This window comes from Pseudomonas agarici (genome assembly GCF_001543125.1).
GTDB lineage: Bacteria > Pseudomonadota > Gammaproteobacteria > Pseudomonadales > Pseudomonadaceae > Aquipseudomonas > Aquipseudomonas agarici.
Window position 1 is genome coordinate 1,049,600 of sequence record NZ_CP014135.1, and the last position, 16,255, is coordinate 1,065,854.

The window sequence follows — 16,255 nt, forward strand, 5'->3', positions numbered from 1 at the left end:
CTCGATGAACTTCACCGCACTCGCCGCCGATATCGTGATGCAGGACTTGGTCGATTGCCTGCTGGCGGAAGACTTCTTTGGCAACCAGCCGCTGAACCTGCTGGACACCGCCCACTGGCAACTGACCCATCCGCAAGCGCCGCTGCTCAATGCCGCAAGTCCCGAACAGCGTATCTGGGAGTGGTGCTGCGATGCCTCGGAGCAGCGCTTTATCAGCATTGCCCTGCGGCCCGGCATTACCCAGCAATGGGAGAAGGTTCCCGGTACGCCGGTGCTGGCCCGCCAGGACGAAGCCTGGACCCATCTGTCGCCCGAGGACTTCATGAGCCAGGTGTTCGCTGGCATGGCGCCTCGTTTCCAAGGCAATGAAAAGGGCCTGGCGCTGTTCCTCGATGTGTTGCGTACCAGTGTCTGGCAGACAGCTCTGTCGCTGGATCACAACGTCGACGACCGGGGGCTTATGGCACAGGACGGCGCGACGTTCTTTAGGACCATGGAGCAATGGGCGTCCCTGCGCGACCGCCCGTATCACCCGTTGGCAAAGGCCAAGCAGGGGCTTGATGAAGACGAGTACCGCCGCTATCAGGCCGAGTTCGCCCAGCCGGTGGTGTTGAACTGGGTGGCGGTGGCCAAGCACTTGCTGCAATGCGGCGAGGGCGTCGGGGATATCGAGCAGTCCACGCCCGCGCGCTATCTGTTGCCGGAGCCGTTGCAGGCGCAACTGGAGCAGGAATTGCGGGCGCAGGGGATCGACACCAGCCACGTTGCCCTGCCGGTTCATCCCTGGCAGTTCGAGCATGTACTGGAGGCCCAGTTGGGCGCGGCGTTTGCCAGCGGCGACTGCCGACGGTTGGCATTCCGGGCGGCGACGGTGTTCGCCACCTCGTCGTTGCGCTCCATGACCCCGTGTTTCCCGAGTGCCGACTACCTCAAGTTGCCAATGGCGATCTATTCCCTCGGCGCCTCCCGTTACTTGCCGGCGGTGAAGATGATCAACGGCGGTCTGAGCGAGCGCCTGTTGCGTCAGGCATTGGACAAGGACACCACCCTGGCGCGCACCCTGCACCTGTGCGACGAGACCAGGTGGTGGGCGTTCATGCCGCCCGACGCGACGCTGTTCGATGAAGCGCCACGGCACCTGTCGGCCATGGTGCGCGGCTATCCTGCGGCGTTGCTCGACGACCCCGATTGCCGCCTGTTGCCGATGGCCGCGCTGGGGACCGCGTTGCCCGGTAGCAATCGACACTTCTTCGACGAGTGGATGGACTATCGCCAGTTGCCGCGCAACCAGGCCTCGGTGCTGAGCCTGTTTCGCGAGCTGAGCCACAGCTTCTTCGATATCAACCTGCGGATGCTGCGTATCGGCATGCTCGGGGAGGTGCACGGGCAGAACGCGGTCTTGGTATGGAAGGCCGGTCGGGCTCAGGGTCTGTTGCTGCGCGACCATGATTCGCTGCGCATCTTCGTGCCGTGGCTGGCGCGCAACGGCATGGCCGATCCGGTCTACCGGATCAAGCAGGGCCATGCCAACACGCTCTACCATGAACGCCCGGAAGACCTGCTGTTCTGGTTGCAAACCCTGGGTATCCAGGTCAACGTGCGTGCGATCATGGACACCTTGGCGCAGGTCTACGCGGTGCCGGTGACGGCGCTTTGGACCGTCCTGCGCGATGTTCTCGAAGCACTGCTCGACACCATCGATTTCGACGACGAGGCTCGGGCCATGATCCGCCGCCAGTTGTTCGAAGTACCGCGCTGGCCGCAGAAACTGCTGCTGACGCCGATGATCGAGCGGGCGGGCGGGCCGGGCAGCATGCCGTTCGGCAAGGGGGAAGTGGTCAACCCGTTCCATAGGTTGCACCGTGAAGCCTGAGCCGTCCCTGCATCCTTCCCGGCGCACGCTGTTGCGCCTGTCCCTGGGTCTGCTGGCCTTGCCTGCCATGGCCCAGGCGGGCGAGCGGCGGGTGGTCACACTGTTTCAGGGCGCGACCGACAGCGCCGTGGCGCTGGGGTTGACGCCGGTGGGCGTGGTGGATTCGCCGACCGAAAAGCCGACGTTCCGCTACCTGCGCACGGCGTTGACGGCGGTGTCCCATGTCGGGCTGGAAACCCAGCCGAGCCTGGAGGACATCGTGCTGCTCAAGCCGGATGTGATTGTCGCTTCGCGCTTTCGCCACCAGCGTATCGCGCCGCTGCTCGAACAGATCGGTACGTTGGTGCTGCTTGAAGAGGTTTTCGAATTCAAGCGCACCCTGGCGCTGATGGGCGCGGCCTTGAACCGTCAGCAACAGGCTATGAGCCTGTTGGGGCAATGGCAACAGCGTGTGCTGCGATTGCGCGAGCAGTTGCAGGTGAAATTTTCCGGGCGCTGGCCGCTCAGCGTGTCGGTGCTGGATGTGCGCGAAGACCATGTGCGCAGTTACCTGCCAGGTAGTTTCGCCGGCTCCGTGTTGACGGAGCTGGGTTTCGCCTGGAGCCCGGTCGCCCGCCAGGCCCAGGGCACCTATATCAAACTCACCAGCAAAGAGAGCCTGCCCGTGGTCGATGCCGACCTGTTTTTTGTTTTCCAGCGTGCCGACAGTCCAGCCGTGCAACGCAACTACGAACGATTGGTGCATTACCCGTTCTGGCGCCAGATGCGTGCGGCCCGACAAGAGCAAGTCTGGCGGGTCGATGCTATCGCCTGGAGTTTTTCGGGAGGAATCCTGGGGGCCAACCTGATGCTCGATGACATTGCCCGCGTGGTGGCGTCTTCATGAGTCATACCTCGAAACTGCTACTGGGGCTGTTGGTCATGGTGTTATCCGGGGTCTTGAGCCTGGCGGCGGGAGCCACCTGGATCGAGCCGTCGCAGTTGCTCGCGGGACTGATGCAAGCGGACACGTTGAGCGCCGGCCAGCAACTGATCGTCACCACCCGACTGACGCGTACCCTCATGGCCGTCGCCGTGGGCGCCAGCCTGGCGGTGGCGGGGGCCCTGATGCAGGCCCTGACGCGCAACCCGCTGGCGTCGCCGGGATTGTTCGGGGTGAACGCCGGGGCCACCTTTGCGATCATCCTGGGTTCGTCGCTGCTTGCCCTGTCGTCGATGCATCAATGGCTGTGGTGTGCCTTTATCGGCGCGGCCCTGGCGGGAGCGTTGGTCTGGCTGATCGGCAATCGCGGGCAGGGCAGCCTCAATCCACTGCGCATCGTGTTGGCGGGCGCGGCGATTACTGCACTGTTTTCCGCCTTCAGCCAGGCGTTGCTGGTGGTCAACGAGGAGGGGCTGGACACGGTGTTGTTCTGGCTGGCGGGGTCGCTTTCCGAGCGCGACTTGGCGATGGCCGCGCCGCTGCTGATCGGGGTGTCATGCGCCTTGTTCGGTGCGTGGTTGTTGGCCGGGCAAGTCAATGTACTGAATGCCGGCGAAACGATCGCCACGGGCCTGGGGCAGCGTACCGGGTTGATCCGCTGGCTGATGAGCGTACTGATCATCGGTCTGGCGGGTAGCGCGGTGGCACTGGCGGGCAGCATCGGCTTTATCGGGTTGCTGGTCCCGCATATGGTGCGCAAGGGCCTGTCCATCGACCATCGCTGGCTGCTGCCGGGCTGCGCGGTGCTGGGGGCAACGTTACTGTTGCTGGCCGATACCCTGGCACGGGTGGTGATCCTGCCGCAGGAGGTGCCGGTGGGAGTGATGACCGCGCTGTTCGGCGCGCCGTTCTTCATTGCCCTGGCCCGTCGAGGTGCGCGATATGGATAAGTACTTGACGTTACGCCGAGGGGGTTTTTCCCGCCAGTTCAACCTTTCCACCCTGGCACGCCTGGCCTTGGCGCTGCTGCTGACCCTGCTGGTCATGCTGATGGCGCTGGCGGTGGGCAAGATCAACCTGTCGCCGCAGACGGTGTTGCGTGTGCTGGCCGGATCGGAGGAGGCCGGCTTGACCTTTATCGTCGAGCAATTGCGCATGCCGCGTCTGGTGCTGGCGGCGCTGGTGGGCGCGGCGCTGGCGGTGTCCGGGCTGATCCTGCAAAGCATCATTCGCAACCCGCTGGCCTCGCCCGACCTGCTGGGTATCACCAGCGGCGCCAGCGCGGCGGCGGTACTCTATCTGTCGTTCTTTTCCATGGCCCTGGGCTCGCGGTTCCTGCCGCTGGCCGCCATGGCCGGGGCCGGGCTCGCGGCATTGGCAATTTATTTGCTAGCCTGGAAGCAAGGCACTTCGCCGTTGCGTCTGGTGCTGATCGGCGTCGGCATCTCCGCGCTGCTGGCGGCGGTCACCACCTTCCTGTTGGTGTTCAGTCCGTTGACCACTACCTTGTCGGCCTATGTCTGGCTGACGGGCAGCGTTTACGGTGCCAGTTGGCCGGAGCCCCGGGCATTGGCGCTGTGGCTGCTGGCGATCCTGCCATTGCTGGTGTGGCTGGCCCGGCAAGTGCGGGTGCAGCAACTGGATGACGACCTGGCGCTGGGGATCGGTGTGCAGGTACAGTGGCTGCGCGCCGGCCTGTTGCTGGTCAGCGTCGCGCTGGCCGGTGCCGCCGTGGCCTGGGGCGGGGCGATTGCCTTTGTCGGGCTGATTGCGCCGCATATCGCCAAGCGCCTGGTAGCTCCCGGATTCGCCGGTCAGGCACTGATGGCTGCCTTGATCGGCGCCAACCTGGTGATGCTCGCCGACTTGGTCGGGCGCACGTTGTTCCTACCGCTGGACTTGCCCGCTGGGATATTTGTCGCGGTGCTGGGTACACCGTTTTTTTTGTATCTTTTGATCAATCAGCGGCACTAAGGAATTGTAGATGGCATCCATTACGGCCCAGGGTCTGACCCTGAGCTACCAACGTCAGGTGATTATCGACGGCCTTGACCTGCAACTTCCCCAAGGACAGGTCTCGGTATTGATCGGCAGTAACGGCTGCGGCAAGAGCACCCTGCTCAAGTCCTTCGCCCGGCTACTCAAGCCGCAGCAGGGCAGGGTGATCCTCAATGGCACGGACATCCACCACAAATCCACGGCGGCGGTAGCACGCGAGCTGGCGATCTTGCCGCAAATGCCCAGCGCGCCCGAAGGCATCAGCGTGCGGCAATTGGTGGCGCTGGGACGGTATCCCTACCAGAACTGGATGCAGCAGTGGTCGCTGCAGGATGAAGCCATGGTCGAGCGTGCGCTGCTGCAGACTGGCATGCAAGCGCTGGCCGAGCGGCCGGTAGACGCGTTGTCCGGCGGCCAGCGCCAGCGGGCGTGGATCGCCATGACTCTGGCTCAGGACACCGAGATCGTGCTGCTGGATGAGCCGACGACCTTTCTCGATCTGGCGCACCAGATCGAAGTGCTGGACCTGTTGCGCGACCTCAACCGCCAGGAAGGCAAGACCATTGTCATGGTGTTGCACGACCTCAATCTGGCCTGCCGTTACGCCGACCATATGGTGGCGGTGCATGAGCGCACGGCCTTTGCCCAGGGTCGGCCCCAGGACATTCTCAGCGAGGCGCTGGTCAAGCAGGTGTTCAACCTCAACTGCCGGATCATCAGCGATCCGTTCTTCGGCACGCCGTTGTGCATTCCTTTTGGTCGGGAACTGCCGCAATGACCCACCCGGCGGTCTTTACCGAGGCGCAATGGGCACTGCTATCCGGAGCGCTACGGCTGCGGCCGGCGGAGCAACGGGACCCGCGTTCGCTGACGGCGCGGGCGTTGCTCGATCCCGAGGTCTGCGAGCGAATGCTCCGGGCGCTGGGGCCGGTAATCGGCTCGCCGACGCTGGCGATCACCGCTTCGCTGCTGGCCAAGCGTTTCTCCTTCCTGAGCACCGGCGCCTGTCTGTACGCCCTGTCGGTGTACGACAAAGGCTTGCTTCTATCACTGGACAACTGCCTGGTCGAGTACGGGCACGACGACGGGCTCTGGACCTCGTCCATGTCGCTGCACGATATCTCGCCCATCACCTGCCCTGCGGGGGAACGCGAGGCTTGGCGCGAGTCGATTGTCGGCGGCCTGTTCGCCGGGCTGCTCAAGCCGCTGTGGCAGACGTTCTATCAGGTCAGCGGGATTTCCCGACGTATCCTCTGGGAAAACACCGCCGTGCGCGTGTATTCGCTGTACGAAAAACGCATGACCAAGGTCGATGACCCACGGGTTCGCCAACGCCATGAAGCGGATTTCCATTGGTTGCTGAATGACGCCGAGCCGGCGCTGTTTGGCCTGGACTACAATCCGCTGCGGCATTTTCGGCGGCCACCTACGGTGCTGGCCGCCGAGGGCAAAAGTATTCGTTTCCGGCGCACGTGCTGTTTCTATTACGAGGCCAGCAACCCGGTCGAATATTGTTCCACCTGTCCCTTGTTGAGGCCGAAAAAATGTCGCTGAACCAGCGGATTGCCCCACGCCAGCAACAAGTCGACGCAGCGCTGCTCGAACAATTGCGGGGCGTTGCCTCCTCGACCGTTGGGCACCTGGTCGACTGCGGTTACCTGCGCGGTATCAGGCCATTGTCCGAGGGGCTGCGGATGGTCGGCAATGTGCTGACGGTCAAGGTCTTCAGCCCCGACGGCAGCATCCTGCGCGATGCCTTGCTATGCAGTGAGCCGGGCGATGTGCTGGTAATCGAATGCGTCGGCGACACCGATTGTGCCTGCTGGGGCGAACTGCGGACCCTGGCGGGGTTGATCAAGGGGCTTGCCGGAGTGGTGGTGTCCGGCGCGGTGACGGATATTGGCGCATTGCGCGAGCATCGTTTGCCGATCTTCAGTCGCGGTGTCAGCGCGCTGACGACCCGTAGCCTGGGGCAGACGGGCGAACTCAACCAACCGATCCGGGTAGGCGAAGTCCAGGTCCATCCCGGAGACATTGCCATCGGTGACGACGACGGCGTATTCATCCTGGCGGCGCGGCAGGTGCGGGAGTTGCTGCCGCAACTACTGGCCAAGGAAAGCGCCGATGCCGTGCGCCGGACGGAGTTGCTCGCCAGGCTGGTCACCAAAGGGGCCTGATCAGAAGGTGTGGCCGGCGCTCTTCGGAGCATCTTCAGCGCTGGCGCAGGCTGTTTTCCATGCGGCGAATGCCTTCCTCCAACAATGCCCTCGGGCAACCGAAGTTCAGGCGGACGAACTGCCGGCTATCGTCGGCGAATTCGATTCCTGCGCTCAAGGCGACCTTGGCCTGTTCGAGGAAAAAGGCGTAGGGATCTTCCAGGCCCAACGCGGTGCAATCCAGCCACGCCAGGTAGGTGCCCTGAGCCGGTTGCATGACCACGCCCGGCAGGCGGGTTGCCACGGCATGGCGCAGGTAGTCGCGGTTGGCCTGCAGGTACTCGACCAGGCCCTTGAGCCACGGCCCGCACTCGGCATAGGCAGCCCGCGTGGCTTCCAGGCCAAGGGTGTTAACGCTATCGACCATACCTGCGCGGGCGGCGTTGAAGCGCTCGCGCATCGTGTCGTCTTGGACGATTGCGTAGGCGGTTTTCAGTCCGGCGATATTGTAGGCCTTGCTCGCCGACATCAGGGTGATGGTGTGTCGGGCGATGTCCGGGCGCAGCGAGGCGATCGGGATATGTCGGCGTCCGTCGAAACAGAGGTCGCCGTGGATTTCGTCGGAGATAATCAGCGCGCCCTGTTCCAGACAGATATCGGCCACCTGCCGCAGCTCTTCTCGTGGGAAGACCTTGCCCAGCGGGTTGTGCGGGTTGCTCAGCAGCAGCGCGCCGCCGCCCTGCAAGGCGTTACGCAGGGCCGCGAACGGCGTGATGTAGTCGCCGTGGGCATTGCGCTCGAACGCCAGCTCAACCTTCGGCAGATTCCAGTGGCCCGGTGCCAGGCGTAGTGGACGGTAGTTGGGGGTCTGCACCACGACATTCTGGCCCGGTTGCACAAAAGCGCGCAGGGCCATGTTGAAACCCGGCTCGACACCGGGCAGGAAAATCAGCTCCTGGGGCTGCACGCGCCAGGCGTACTTGGCCCAGAGGTCGGCGACGATGGCCTGGCGCAGGGCATCCTGGGCCATGCTGTAGCCCAGTTGCGGGTGTTCGAGACGCCTGTGCAGGGCCTGAGTGATCTCGTTCGCGACTGGCAGGTCCATGTCCGCCAGCCACATGGGCAGGATATCGGCCGGGTAACGGCTCCACTTGGTGCTGCCGGTATTGTGGCGGTCGAGTAGCGTGTCGAAATTGAAGGTCATGCTGCTTGCACATCTCGAAAGAACTCCCCGAAATTGTCGGGGATTCAGGGTCTGGGAGGGTAGAGGCCGCTAGTCTATCCGTTCGCGCCGTCCGACGGCATACCCCCTGGGCCTCCAGGGGTGGTCGCGTCAGGAAATTGCACGGGGTCTGGTAAGAGAAATGATTACTTTTTTTGACAAAAAAACGATTTCATTACGAACTTTTTCCTGAATCGCCCCCTAATGTCCTGATAACTGGCCTAAAGAAGGACAGCGGTATGACACTTTTCTTGATCATTGCCCTGGAGTTCGGGGCCATAGGGACCGCCATTTGGGCGCTGGGGCATTTCGACAAGCAGCCGAACCGGCGCTGGGCCACGCGCCAGCCGAGTGTCAGTTGGAACTACGCCCTTGAGCGCGAGGGCTCCCTCGAACTGTTCGGGGAAACCATCCTGGCGCTTTCGTTGATGTTACTGGCGGTCTACCTGTGTATCTGACGACCAGCTTTTAGAAAATGTAATCGGTGGTCAGGAAGCTCGACTCGCGATTACGAATGATGTCGCTGATCAGCGCCTTGTTGCTCTCCTGGAACTTGGTCGCCACCAGGGTCCGGATCGAGAATACGCGCAAGGCGTCATGCACCGACAGGGTGCCTTCGGCTGAGTTCTTGCGTCCGTTGAACGGGTAGGTGTCCGGACCACGCTGGCACTGGGCATTGATATTGATCCGACCGACCTGATTGGCGAAGGTGTCCACCAGGCGGCCGACCTGAGTCGAGTCGGTGCCGAAGAGGCTCAACTGCTGGCCGAAATCCGATTCCAGTACGTAGTCGACGACGGTTTCCAGGTCGCGGTAGGGCACGATGGGTACCACGGGGCCGAACTGTTCTTCCTGGTACACGCGCATCTGTGCATTCACCGGATACAGCACCGCCGGGTAGAAGAACGAGGCGCGGGTCTGGCCGCCACCGGCGTTGACCACCGCCGCGCCTTTGTCGAGGGCATCGGCGACCAGGCGATTGAGGTAGTCGATCTTGTTCGCTTCCGGCAACGGCGTCAGTGCCACGCCGTTGTCCCAGGGCATACCGGGGATCAGGCTGGACACTTTGCGATTGAACTTCTCGATAAAATTGTCGACCACGGCCTCGTGGACGAAGAGAATCTTCAGTGCGGTGCAACGCTGGCCGTTGAACGACAGCGAACCGGTGACACATTCGTTGACCGCGTTGTCCAGGTCCACCTCCGGCAGCACGATCCCGGGATTCTTCGCATCCAGGCCGAGGGCCGCGCGTAGACGGTGAGGCTTGGGATGCAGCTTTTTCAGGTCGCTGGCGGCTTTGTTGGTGCCGATAAAGGCGAAGATATCGATCTTGCCGCTGGCCATCAATGCGCTGACGGTTTCCCGGCCACTGCCGTAGATGACGTTGATCACCCCGGCTGGAAAGCTGTCGCGGAACGCTTCCAACAGCGGGCTAATCAGTAGCACACCGAGCTTGGCCGGCTTGAACACCACGGTGTTGCCCATGATCAACGCGGGGATCAGGGTGGTAAAAGTTTCGTTCAGCGGGTAGTTGTAAGGCCCCATGCACAAGGCTACGCCGATCGGCACGCGGCGGATCTGGCCGAGAGTATCCTGCTCCAGCTCGAAGCGGCTGGAGCGTCGGTCGAGTTCCTTGAGGGCGTTGATGGTGTCGACGATATAGTCACAGGTGCGGTCGAATTCCTTTTCGGAGTCCTTGAGGTTTTTACCGATTTCCCACATCAGCAACTTGACCACCGCCTCGCGCTGTTCGCGCATGCGTCGCAGGAACGCCTCGACATGCTGGATTCGCTCGGCCACGCGCATCGTCGGCCATGCGCCCTGACCGCGGTCATAGGCGCGGACCGCCGCGTCGAGGGCGGTGAGGGCGGTATCGGCGTCCAGCAGCGGTGTGCTACCGAGGATCACCTGCTCATCGCCATGAGCGGTGGCCAGGTAAACCGGGCTGCGCACCTGTGCCAACGGCCCATCCCAAGTGCGCAAGGTACCGTCGACCAGGTACTTGCGTTGCTCCAGTTGGTCTTCGAGTCGATATTTTTCCGGAATATCCGCAGCGGTGGGAAATAGTGAGTCGAGTAGCTTCTGATCAGTCATGAGGCGAACACCTGTCTGGTGGAAAAGAGGCTGAAACGCTTCAGCGATTCCCCTTGTTTTATCACGAAACAGCTTAGTCTCGTCCAGCGCAAACCACAGGTTGCCATACCTGCGGTGGAAACGCGTCGGTGCGGGCGGTGGCAGGCTTCAGCTTCTAGCAAGTGGACGCAAGTAAGGCGCCGCGCCCACCAGGCCGTCAGGACGATAGCGTCAGAAAGGCAGTTCCAGGTTCAGGCTTTGTGCCTTGGTCCGGCTTTTTTTCGCCGTGCCTGACTGGTTTGGCCGAGCGTTCGCCCACTGACAACCCTCCAACTCCAACAACAGTGCCTTGGCTCCCAGCCCGCCGGCAAACCCGGTCAGTTCGCCCGAGGCGCCGATTACCCTGTGACAGGGCGCCACAATGGAGATTGGATTCTTGCCGTTGGCCGCGCCCACTGCCCGCACGGCCTTGATACTGCCGATCTGCCGGGCGATTTCGCTGTAGGTCCGGGTCTCGCCGAACGGAATGGTCAGCAGGGCGTACCAGACCTTTTTTTGGAACTCGGTCCCGCTGAAGTCCAGCTCCAGTTCGAAGTGCTGGCGGGCTCCGGCGAAATACTCGGCCAGTTGGCGCGCGGTATGGACCAGGACCGGTTTTTCCGGATCGAGCGCCATGTCGCCCAGGCGTACCCGATTCGGCTTGTCGTCTTGACAGAGGATCGCGGCGAGCCGCTCGCCCCTGGCGACCAGTTTCAACTGGCCGACAGGCGAGGGCATGAGCAGGTAGGTGTAGTTCATGGCGGCGTGGGTGCCATGCCGAGAGGCTGTCGGGCATATTGCAACTGCGTGGCAATCACCGTGTTTTTCAGCAGATAGGCAATCGTCATTGGCCCGACACCGCCCGGCACCGGGGTAATCGCGCTGGCCACGGTACGGGCGCTGGCATAGTCGACATCGCCCACCAGGCGCGGCCCGCATGCGGTTTCAATCCGATTGATGCCGACATCGATCACCACCGCGCCGGCCTTGAGCCAACTGGCATCGATCAGATGCGGGCGACCGACAGCGGCGACCACGATATCCGCCAGACGGCACAGTGCCTTGGCGTCGACGCTGCGCGAGTGGACCACACTGACCGAGCAGTGAGCTTGCAGCAACAAGGTCGCCATTGGCTTGCCGACGATGTTCGAACGACCGATGACCACCGCATGCAGGCCCGCCAGGTCCCCGCAGGTTTCCTGCAACAGGCGCATGCAGCCACGGGGCGTGCAGGGTGTCAGCACTTCGGTGCCCTGGACCAGCCCACCGACGTTTTCACGGTGAAAGCCGTCGACGTCCTTGATGGGGTCGATGGCGTGAATCACCGCCTGTTCCTCAATATGCGCCGGCAGCGGCAGTTGCACGAGGATACCGTTCACCAGCGGGTCGGTATTCAGTTGGCCAATCAGCTTCAGCACTTCGGCTTGCGTTGTGGTTGCTGGCAGGCGGTGTTCGAGCGAGCGGATCCCGGCTTCTTCGGCTCGTATCAGTTTGTTGCGCACGTAGACATGACTGGCCGGATCGTCACCGACCAGCAACACTGCCAGGGCCGGGACAATGGCTTGCGGTGCCAGGGCCACGACATCCGCCCGGACTTCTTCTAGCACTCGGGCGGCAATGGCCTTGCCATCGATATCGCGGGCGAGGGGAAGGGAACTGCTCATTGAATACGTCACCATCGTCTGGATACACAAGAGAACGATCAGGGACTTGAAGGAGTGCTCAAGCCGCTGGGAAAGGGCAGGAATATAGCATTCGCGCTCTGGTGCCTAGTGTGACATAGGGCGGCCAATCAGGGGTGCGTTGTGGCTGATTGCGAACGAAGGCATAGGCGACAAAAAGGTTCCACTTTCCATGTGGCGGCGGATAAATTCCCAGAAACCAACCAGTTCCTGATTACCGTGTATAGGACATCCCCGCACCGTAACGGCAGGATCAACCAGCGCTGCTTTTCGCAGAAGTTTCCCTGTGGCGTGAAAGTTATCTCTCGATAAAATGTAATCCCGATGCTCGGCAATCTGTCTCTGGCAAGCACTGGCCTAAGCCATGTCTCAGGTCTGGATCGAAGGCATCAAACCGTGTCAGGGCAGTTGAACGCCTGGTTGGCCCGCAATCAGGGCGCGGTTGCTTCGGCCTCCGTCGTCGCCGGGCGGCCCCTTTGTCGTTCCGCTACCGCCCGTAGGGTCTTGAGGCTGACCATCGGCGTATCGATCACGAATTGGTTAGCCAGCCAGGATGGAATGTCCCCCGCCGGCTCGGCCTGCAACTGGTAGGTCACATGGGTTTCACCGTCGCTGCTGGGCTGCATCTTCCACACGCCGCTCAACTGGCGCACGCGGATCAGCCCCGGCACGGTGGGGGTGTAGTCGGGCGCTGCGTCGAGATGGCGGACCAGGCTGCCGTCGTCGTTGCGCTCGGTGCGCACGTGCAGCACCATGTCTCGAGGTGTGACCGGCCAGGGCAGTTCGGTGGTCAGGTAAACCCAGGTATCGTCGCCGTCGTTCTTCAGCAGGCGCATATCGGCGCAGGCATACAGCCACTTGCAGGCGACCCTGAGATTTTCCTGCAAATCACTGAGGGTGGCGACATCGGCCTTGATATCAACCTCGCCGCGAAAACTTTGATAGTGCGAGTCGGGCACGTTGCCGAGGAAAACCTGGATCCCGTCTTCCTCATGGGCCAACTGCCAATCCTCGGACGCCGCCACGGCGGGGATGCTCAGGCAGCCCGCCGCCAGGGCAATCGCAGATAACAAGCTGTTCATTCGAGTCTCCAGGGCCGCATGAGGGAATGTCCGCGCCTACCGAGCAATAACACGCCAGTGGCCTGTACGGTTAGTACGTTAGCTCAAGTTCGGATGCTCCAGGCTGTGACCCGGAGGCAGTCTGGACATTTCCCGGTAACAGCCAGGCGGCATCGAGGCTCCATTAATGGCATCATGGGCAACTATCCGGCTGCACGGCCATGTGCGGTTGTTTTTCGAATCTGGAGAGTTGATTAATGGGTGTGCAGCAAACCGTCACCGTGATCCCGGTGCGTGCGTCCTTGACCGGCAAGGTGACACCGCCGGGCTCCAAGTCCATCACCAACCGTGCGCTGTTGCTGGCGGCCCTGGCCCAGGGCACCAGCCGTCTCTCGGGCGCCTTGAAAAGCGATGACACGCGTCATATGTCCAATGCCCTGCGGCAAATGGGCGTAAGCATCAGCGAGCCGGACGATACGACCTTCGTGGTGACCGGCAGTGGCCAGTTGCAGGTGCCCGAGCAGCCCTTGTTCCTCGGCAACGCCGGCACGGCGGTGCGTTTCCTCACGGCTGCCGTGAGCACGGTCAAAGGTACGGTGGTGCTGGACGGCGACCACTATATGCAGAAACGCCCGATTGGCCCGTTGCTCGACGCCCTGCGTCGTGGCGGTCTGGATGTCGAGAGCGTCACCGGTTGCCCGCCGGTGATTGTGCGCGGCAGCGGTCGGGTCGCGGCGCGCCGGTTCGAGATCGACGGTGGCCTGTCGAGCCAGTATGTTTCGGCTTTGCTGATGCTGGCAGCCTGTGGCGAGGAACCGGTGGAGGTCGCACTGACCGGCAAGGACATCGGCGCTCGCGGTTATGTCGACCTGACCATCGCCTGCATGCGTGCTTTCGGCGCTCAGGTGGAAGTCCTCGACGAGACCCTGTGGCGTGTTTCGGCCAGCGGCTACCGTGCCTGTGACTATCGGATCGAACCGGACGCCTCGGCGGCCACCTACCTGTGGGCCGCCGAGGCGCTAACTGCGGGGCGTATCGACCTGGGCGTGGCGGGCGAGGACTTCACCCAACCGGATGCCAGGGCACTGGAGGTGATCCGGCAGTTCCCGAACATGCCAGCGGTGATCAACGGCTCGCAGATGCAAGACGCGATTCCGACCCTGGCGGTGCTGGCGGCGTTCAACCGTACACCGGTCCGTTTTGTCGAGCTGGCGAACCTGCGGGTCAAGGAGTGCGATCGGGTCCAGGCGCTGTTCGCCGGCTTGAACGAAATCCGTTCCGGGTTGGCGGCGGTGGAGGGCGACGATTTGTTGGTGGCCTCCGATCCGGCACTGGCCGGCAGCCACTGCGATGCGCTGATCGATACCCACTCCGATCATCGGATCGCCATGTGCTTTGCCCTGGCAGGCCTGAAAGTTGCCGGTATCCGTATCCAGGACCCGGACTGTGTCGCCAAGACCTACCCGGATTACTGGAAAGCCCTGGCGTCGCTGGGTGTGCAATACGCTTCGTAACGCAAGAGCAAGCTGGTGCATAGGGCACGTCTTCGGCGCTGATTACCAAGTCTTTCATGTTTTGCCTACACTGGGTATTCAACGCCCGGACGGTCCGAGCGTTCTGATGCGAGGTGCGTATGGATACCCAGCCTGCTTCCCTGGTCGAGCCGTTTGCGTGGCGACCCTTCAGTGCCATGCCGTGGCGCGAAGTGCCCGTGCAGCGAGAGGATGACGTCGCCGAAGACGCCACCGACGATGAACCCTCCGCGCAAACCTGGAAGCATCCCGACGATGGCAAGGAGATGCCGGAGCGCGACAGGGAAATACCGTTGAAACCCTGATTTTTGCTGGCTTGGCTGCCGTTCGCCTGCTTGCGGGAACGGCGTTTTCGGGCACCTCCGAGGGGTGCTCCGAAGGCTTTCGCCCTTGCCTATGGTTGGTAGAGGGATCATGCTCGCCGTCGCCGTTCAACTCCCTTTTTCAGGTAAAAACTCCATGAATCATGAAATTCGTGTCGTTGCAGTTCTTCAAGCTCATCCGGGCAAGGCTGTCGAGCTTGAGGCTGTGCTGAAGGCTGCCGTGGTACCCTCGCGGGCCGAACCCGGCTGTCGCGAATACATTCTGCATGTTGACCAAAGCAACCCCGAGCGCTTTGTATTCGTCGAGCGTTGGATCAACATGGCGGCAATCGAAAAGCACCGCAATACCGAGCACTTCCAGGTGATGAGCGCAGCGGCGGCCGATCTGCTGTTGAGCCGGCAAGTTTTGCTGATGGATGAGGTCCCCGGTCAGTAACGGTTGAGTGCGGGGAGGACTCCATGCCTTCCCGTGGTTTCAGAACCGTAAGGTGGCACCGGTAGTGAGCCAGCGATCGCGATTACCGTTCAGGTAGTGGCCGACCACCAGATCGATATCGAGCTTTTCACCGATATGCAGGCGTGGGCCGGTCTGCCAACCCTGGTCGCCATGCTGACGGCCAAAACGCTCGGCCACCAGTGTCAGTGCATGCGCCACGTCATATTCCACTCCGGTCCCCCAGGTAAGGGCCCGATGCTGTCGGCCATCGTCGTAGGCCTGGGCCCAGCCGCCGCTGACGGTCAAGTGCAGCGGATCGATAGGCTGGTATGTCAGTGGCACGCTCAGTTCGACGCCGTCCAAAGAGTGCCGGCGGGCGGTGGCGAAGTGCAGCGCTGTCGACAGCGCGGCTTCCAGGCCAAGGTCAGCTCGACTGAGTAGGGAGACCTTGAGGTGTGGGCTGAGCAGCGTCTGATGCTGGCCGTCATCGCGACTGCGATTGATATCGGCGCCAAACTGCAGCGAGGGCAGGCTGTTGGGAGTGCAGTCCTGGGACAGCGCGGTTTCCCCGCTCGAAGCATTATGGCGGCTGCTCTTATACCAGGTATCGATATTGCATTCGCCGGGGTCGTTGAGACTTCCATCGTCGACGATATAGGAGCCGCCCGCTGCTTGCGCCCTGGAGTCGATCGACAGCAGCGCGAAGGTGCCGAGGGTAGCGCCGACGAGCAGCACGGCGCGCAGCGGGGTCTGGTAGGCGCAGGTATATGAGCCAGTGCAGAGTGGCCGCCCAGTCGGCGTGTCGCAGCGAGCAGTATTCTTTCTCATGAAGGCTCCTTCAATCGTCGATGGGCAACCCGCAGGCGTCTATAGCCAGATGAATGTTGCGGGCGGGGTGATTTTTCCAGCGGCCGATCAGTTTTCGCCTGGCTCGAAGG

17 protein-coding genes are annotated in these 16,255 nt (G+C 62.4%); 11 read left to right on the forward strand and 6 right to left on the reverse strand.

Annotated elements, in window-relative coordinates:
* The first annotated feature begins 4 nt into the window (after window positions 1-4).
* Genes AWM79_RS04705 through AWM79_RS04735 form a run of 7 tightly spaced genes read left to right on the forward strand, consistent with a single transcriptional unit; the run spans window position 5 to window position 6,970 of the window.
* Complete coding sequence (locus AWM79_RS04705) at window positions 5-1,873, forward strand: IucA/IucC family protein (protein ID WP_060782259.1); 1,869 nt, start codon at window positions 5-7, stop codon at window positions 1,871-1,873.
* Window positions 1,863-2,759, forward strand: a complete 897-nt coding sequence (locus tag AWM79_RS04710; protein WP_017131166.1) for an ABC transporter substrate-binding protein — start codon at window positions 1,863-1,865, stop codon at window positions 2,757-2,759. Before AWM79_RS04705 ends, AWM79_RS04710 begins: the two co-directional genes overlap by 11 nt.
* The gene (locus tag AWM79_RS04715; RefSeq protein WP_017131167.1) at window positions 2,756-3,745 is read left to right on the forward strand and encodes a FecCD family ABC transporter permease; all 990 of its coding nucleotides are present in this window, start codon (window positions 2,756-2,758) and stop codon (window positions 3,743-3,745) included. The genes AWM79_RS04710 and AWM79_RS04715 overlap by 4 nt, the downstream gene beginning before the upstream one ends.
* On the forward strand, window positions 3,738-4,769 hold the full coding sequence (locus AWM79_RS04720) for a FecCD family ABC transporter permease (protein WP_060782260.1): 1,032 nt from the start codon (window positions 3,738-3,740) through the stop codon (window positions 4,767-4,769). The genes AWM79_RS04715 and AWM79_RS04720 overlap by 8 nt, the downstream gene beginning before the upstream one ends.
* 10 nt (window positions 4,770-4,779) lie before the next feature.
* A complete protein-coding gene (locus tag AWM79_RS04725; RefSeq protein WP_017131169.1) occupies window positions 4,780-5,571 on the forward strand; it encodes an ABC transporter ATP-binding protein in 792 nt (263 codons plus the stop codon).
* Window positions 5,568-6,347 (forward strand): IucA/IucC family C-terminal-domain containing protein, encoded by a 780-nt coding sequence (locus AWM79_RS04730; RefSeq protein WP_060782261.1) that lies wholly within the window; start codon window positions 5,568-5,570, stop codon window positions 6,345-6,347. Before AWM79_RS04725 ends, AWM79_RS04730 begins: the two co-directional genes overlap by 4 nt.
* Window positions 6,338-6,970 carry an RraA family protein gene (locus AWM79_RS04735; RefSeq protein WP_060782262.1) on the forward strand — a complete coding sequence of 211 codons (633 nt, stop codon included), beginning with the start codon at window positions 6,338-6,340 and terminating at the stop codon, window positions 6,968-6,970. The genes AWM79_RS04730 and AWM79_RS04735 overlap by 10 nt, the downstream gene beginning before the upstream one ends.
* A 34-nt stretch (window positions 6,971-7,004) precedes the next feature.
* On the opposite strand, the gene AWM79_RS04740 is transcribed toward AWM79_RS04735, so the two are convergent.
* Window positions 7,005-8,153, reverse strand: coding sequence for a MalY/PatB family protein (locus AWM79_RS04740; protein WP_060782263.1), 1,149 nt, complete (start codon window positions 8,151-8,153; stop codon window positions 7,005-7,007).
* A 257-nt stretch (window positions 8,154-8,410) separates the two neighbouring features.
* Here AWM79_RS04740 and AWM79_RS04745 point away from each other — a divergent pair, with 257 nt between their 5' ends.
* Complete coding sequence (locus tag AWM79_RS04745; RefSeq protein ID WP_060782264.1) at window positions 8,411-8,629, forward strand: hypothetical protein; 219 nt, start codon at window positions 8,411-8,413, stop codon at window positions 8,627-8,629.
* Window positions 8,630-8,639: 10 nt separating this feature from the next.
* Here AWM79_RS04745 and AWM79_RS04750 read toward each other — a convergent pair whose 3' ends face one another.
* From AWM79_RS04750 to AWM79_RS04765, 4 genes are all read right to left on the reverse strand, one after another.
* Window positions 8,640-10,265: an NADP-dependent glyceraldehyde-3-phosphate dehydrogenase gene (locus AWM79_RS04750; RefSeq protein WP_060782265.1), complete on the reverse strand. Its 1,626-nt coding sequence runs from the start codon at window positions 10,263-10,265 to the stop codon at window positions 8,640-8,642.
* A 210-nt stretch (window positions 10,266-10,475) separates the two neighbouring features.
* Window positions 10,476-11,042, reverse strand: coding sequence for a methylated-DNA--[protein]-cysteine S-methyltransferase (locus tag AWM79_RS04755; RefSeq protein WP_060782266.1), 567 nt, complete (start codon window positions 11,040-11,042; stop codon window positions 10,476-10,478).
* Entirely contained in the window at window positions 11,039-11,947 is a 909-nt protein-coding gene (locus AWM79_RS04760) for a bifunctional 5,10-methylenetetrahydrofolate dehydrogenase/5,10-methenyltetrahydrofolate cyclohydrolase (protein ID WP_060782267.1), read from the reverse strand. The genes AWM79_RS04755 and AWM79_RS04760 overlap by 4 nt, the downstream gene beginning before the upstream one ends.
* Before the next feature lie 449 nt (window positions 11,948-12,396).
* Entirely contained in the window at window positions 12,397-13,047 is a 651-nt protein-coding gene (locus AWM79_RS04765) for an START domain-containing protein (protein ID WP_017131179.1), read from the reverse strand.
* Window positions 13,048-13,283: 236 nt separating this feature from the next.
* Between AWM79_RS04765 and AWM79_RS04770 the strand changes: the two genes are divergently transcribed.
* The 3 genes from AWM79_RS04770 to AWM79_RS04780 all read left to right on the forward strand — a co-directional run bounded on the left by AWM79_RS04770 (window position 13,284) and on the right by AWM79_RS04780 (window position 15,317).
* Entirely contained in the window at window positions 13,284-14,540 is a 1,257-nt protein-coding gene (locus AWM79_RS04770; protein ID WP_017131180.1) for a 3-phosphoshikimate 1-carboxyvinyltransferase, read from the forward strand.
* Between the two features lie 119 nt (window positions 14,541-14,659).
* On the forward strand, window positions 14,660-14,863 hold the full coding sequence (locus tag AWM79_RS04775) for a hypothetical protein (protein WP_060782268.1): 204 nt from the start codon (window positions 14,660-14,662) through the stop codon (window positions 14,861-14,863).
* Between the two features lie 109 nt (window positions 14,864-14,972).
* Entirely contained in the window at window positions 14,973-15,317 is a 345-nt protein-coding gene (locus tag AWM79_RS04780) for a putative quinol monooxygenase (protein WP_425262049.1), read from the forward strand.
* A 39-nt stretch (window positions 15,318-15,356) separates the two neighbouring features.
* Here AWM79_RS04780 and AWM79_RS04785 read toward each other — a convergent pair whose 3' ends face one another.
* Window positions 15,357-16,145: a hypothetical protein gene (locus AWM79_RS04785; protein ID WP_017131183.1), complete on the reverse strand. Its 789-nt coding sequence runs from the start codon at window positions 16,143-16,145 to the stop codon at window positions 15,357-15,359.
* Window positions 16,146-16,255 lie beyond the last annotated feature (110 nt).

Coding starts and splice junctions, on each gene's coding strand:
- AWM79_RS04705 (WP_060782259.1), top strand. CDS start 5: ATGAACTTCACCGCACTCGCCGCCGATATCGTGATGCAGGACTTGGTC.
- AWM79_RS04715 (WP_017131167.1), top strand. CDS start 2,756: ATGAGTCATACCTCGAAACTGCTACTGGGGCTGTTGGTCATGGTGTTA.
- AWM79_RS04720 (WP_060782260.1), top strand. CDS start 3,738: ATGGATAAGTACTTGACGTTACGCCGAGGGGGTTTTTCCCGCCAGTTC.
- AWM79_RS04725 (WP_017131169.1), top strand. CDS start 4,780: ATGGCATCCATTACGGCCCAGGGTCTGACCCTGAGCTACCAACGTCAG.
- AWM79_RS04730 (WP_060782261.1), top strand. CDS start 5,568: ATGACCCACCCGGCGGTCTTTACCGAGGCGCAATGGGCACTGCTATCC.
- AWM79_RS04735 (WP_060782262.1), top strand. CDS start 6,338: ATGTCGCTGAACCAGCGGATTGCCCCACGCCAGCAACAAGTCGACGCA.
- AWM79_RS04740 (WP_060782263.1), bottom strand. CDS start 8,153: ATGACCTTCAATTTCGACACGCTACTCGACCGCCACAATACCGGCAGC.
- AWM79_RS04745 (WP_060782264.1), top strand. CDS start 8,411: ATGACACTTTTCTTGATCATTGCCCTGGAGTTCGGGGCCATAGGGACC.
- AWM79_RS04750 (WP_060782265.1), bottom strand. CDS start 10,265: ATGACTGATCAGAAGCTACTCGACTCACTATTTCCCACCGCTGCGGAT.
- AWM79_RS04755 (WP_060782266.1), bottom strand. CDS start 11,042: ATGAACTACACCTACCTGCTCATGCCCTCGCCTGTCGGCCAGTTGAAA.
- AWM79_RS04760 (WP_060782267.1), bottom strand. CDS start 11,947: ATGAGCAGTTCCCTTCCCCTCGCCCGCGATATCGATGGCAAGGCCATT.
- AWM79_RS04765 (WP_017131179.1), bottom strand. CDS start 13,047: ATGAACAGCTTGTTATCTGCGATTGCCCTGGCGGCGGGCTGCCTGAGC.
- AWM79_RS04770 (WP_017131180.1), top strand. CDS start 13,284: ATGGGTGTGCAGCAAACCGTCACCGTGATCCCGGTGCGTGCGTCCTTG.
- AWM79_RS04775 (WP_060782268.1), top strand. CDS start 14,660: ATGGATACCCAGCCTGCTTCCCTGGTCGAGCCGTTTGCGTGGCGACCC.
- AWM79_RS04780 (WP_425262049.1), top strand. CDS start 14,973: ATGCTCGCCGTCGCCGTTCAACTCCCTTTTTCAGGTAAAAACTCCATG.
- AWM79_RS04785 (WP_017131183.1), bottom strand. CDS start 16,145: ATGAGAAAGAATACTGCTCGCTGCGACACGCCGACTGGGCGGCCACTC.